General features: G+C 68.0%; 3 protein-coding genes and 1 pseudogene. 3 read left to right on the plus strand and 1 reads right to left on the minus strand.

Features of this window, described 5'->3' with window-relative positions; translation table 11 throughout:
* Window positions 1–393: DUF5134 domain-containing protein (locus tag CIK71_RS17820; RefSeq protein ID WP_176485683.1), on the minus strand; the 393-nt coding region annotated here is incomplete at its 3' end.
* A gap of 276 nt (window positions 394–669) precedes the next feature.
* Here CIK71_RS17820 and CIK71_RS16560 point away from each other — a divergent pair.
* From CIK71_RS16560 to CIK71_RS17825, 3 genes and pseudogenes are all read left to right on the plus strand, one after another.
* The gene (locus tag CIK71_RS16560; protein WP_255411066.1) at window positions 670–1,044 is read left to right on the plus strand and encodes a BlaI/MecI/CopY family transcriptional regulator; all 375 of its coding nucleotides are present in this window, start codon (window positions 670–672) and stop codon (window positions 1,042–1,044) included.
* The gene (locus CIK71_RS16565) at window positions 1,041–1,889 is read left to right on the plus strand and encodes a M56 family metallopeptidase (protein ID WP_096166790.1); all 849 of its coding nucleotides are present in this window, start codon (window positions 1,041–1,043) and stop codon (window positions 1,887–1,889) included. Before CIK71_RS16560 ends, CIK71_RS16565 begins: the two co-directional genes overlap by 4 nt.
* Window positions 1,890–1,967: 78 nt before the next feature.
* Window positions 1,968–2,432: pseudogene (locus tag CIK71_RS17825) on the plus strand (hypothetical protein); the annotation flags it as partial.

A 2,432-nucleotide genomic window follows, 5' to 3' on the forward strand; every position in this document is an offset into this window, starting at 1 on the left:
GAGAAGGCGCACGAGCCACCAAACGGCGATCACGGCGCTGAGGACGACGGCGCCCCAGTTCACGGCCTCGACCCAGGCCGGAGTCGGCGTCATCTCCATCGCCATCTCGTCTCCGGTACCGCCGCCGTGGTGTCCGGCGTGCGCATCGGCGGACCCGCCCATGTCGTGGCCCATCAGCAGCGGCATCGCCAGCAGCATCCAGATCATCGCGGCGTTGAGCATCACGTGGCTGACCACTGCGACACGCTCACCCACGGCGTGGACGGTGGGGAGGCCGAGCAGCATCACAACACCAAAGAGCGCGAAGAGGGCGACCTGAATCCACGTCCCGGCCGTGCCGACTGGCCGCCACACCATCAGCAGCATCGCCAGGCTCATCACGAGGTGGTTCACGTGCACTGCCGTCGCTATCGGCCCATGATGGGAGGCGTGCACGGACCCGGTAGTCACTGCGGCGGACGTGCGATGGCTCTGCGAGAGGTGCAGTGCGCAGAGTACGGCCGTTGCGAGGAAGATGGCGGTCAGCACGAAGGACCAGGGAGACTCGATCACGATCCCGAACTCTACACGCAGTAGAGCTCGCGAGGTGTGGCGCATCGACCGGGCTGCGATACCGTGTGGCACGCTGCAGGCATACAGAGAACGGGAAGCGGTGGGGTCGTGGCGGGTGTGAGATCTCGGTCTGCCGGCGCACTGGAGGCTCTGGTGATGCGCGCCTTGTGGACCGCCGCCGCACCACTTAGTGCCAGCGCGATCCAGGCGACCTTCGATGACCCCGCACCCGCCCAGACCACGGTACTCACAGTGCTGTCCCGACTCGAGACGAAGGGGATGGTCACCCGACGAGCCCTCTCGCCCCGGCGAGTGACGTTCGAAGCAGCCGTCAGCAGTGCGCAGGCGCACGCCGCAGACATGGTCGAGGTGCTCGAGGATGCACAGGACCGCGAGGATGCGCTGATGGCCTTCACTGACAACCTCTCCGAGGCAGACCTCGATCTGGTGATGGATGCGATCACCTCACGGCGCTCTCACCGGGAACGATGATGATCGGGGCGATCGTCGGGACGTTGGTGGCAGGACTCGCCGCCGTCCCGCTCTCGGCGTGTCTTCTCACTCGTGGGGGGTGGCAGGTTCGTCGTCCACGTCGCGCGCTGATGGCGTGGGCTCTGGCCGGCGCGCTGGGGTTGGTCGTGACGATCGTGGCCGTTCTCGTTGCGGCCGCGCTGTCGCTGTCGACGAGCTCTGCTGGCGCCCCGATAGAGGGGCTGGCCCTGACGCTCATCGCCTGGGCCGGGCTCGGGGGTCTTGGCATCGCGGGATCCCTTACTCAGCTGGGCCGGGTCGATCTCGGCGAGGATGATGACGAACGGCCGAGCATCACCGAACTGCTCTCACGTCGGCGGACAGGTTCCTGGCAGATGGGCGCCATCGCCGTCGTCGAGATCGAGGATCCGCGCTATGTGGCCGTGGCTATACCGGGCACGCCGTCAACGATCTTCGTCTCGCGTGCTGTCCGGCATGCACTGCCGCCCTCCTATCTGTCCGCTGTTCTCGCCCATGAGGCAGCGCATCTCAGGCAGCGCCACGCGCTGCTGAGGAGGCTTGGAGCGTGGCACACGGCATGTTTGCCCAAGCGTTCCCGCCTGCGACGAGACCTAGCTTCACGGATCACGCTGCTCACCGAGTTGGCCGCGGATGACGCTGCAGCCTCCAAGGTAGGCCCCGCCCACCTGAGGGAGGCTCTGGCCGCTCTCAACCGCCTCACCCCCTCCCGCGAGCTGGGAGTTCGCGCTGCTCGAGTCAGCGCACTCCACCCACAGCACTGCCCGCCGGACGCCTTGCCCTCTTCGCGCACCCCAAGCGGACATCTGCGTCCCGAGCATCGCTGAGTCGCGCACGGGAGACGTCCGCGACATCGCGACCTGTCGCCCCGAGACCCGTATTCGACATCTTGTAGAGTCGGCGTGGTGAAGCAGAGAGCAGCGGCCCTGGCGCTCAGCGCGCTCTTCCTCGCGGCGCTGCCCGCGGTGGCGGCGAACCTGCTCGGCGGCCCCTCCCTGTACGAGGACATCCACCGAGGTTTCCCCGGGACGGGGACGGCCGTGACAGCTGCTGCGCTACGCGGCGCCGCCGATCTCGCGGCAGTGGTCTCCCTGGGCGCCGTCGTCGCGGTGCTGTTCCTGCATCCGCGCGGGAAGAGAGAGGCAGGCCGGCTGCGATTCGGCCCGGAACTGCGCCTCCTCACCTGGGCGTCGGGCGCCTGGACCGTACTGGCGGCGGCGAACCTGATCGTCGCCGCACCCGAGTCCAACGGCGTCGAGCTGGGCCGCCTTCTGGAGCCAGGTGCGTTCGGACCGCTCTACACGTTCGGCTACATGCCCCGGGCGTGGACCGTGACTCTGGTCGGGGCACTGGTCCTGTGGCTGTGCTCC

The organism is Brachybacterium alimentarium, from assembly GCF_002332425.1.
GTDB classification, from domain to species: Bacteria; Actinomycetota; Actinomycetes; order Actinomycetales; family Dermabacteraceae; genus Brachybacterium; species Brachybacterium alimentarium.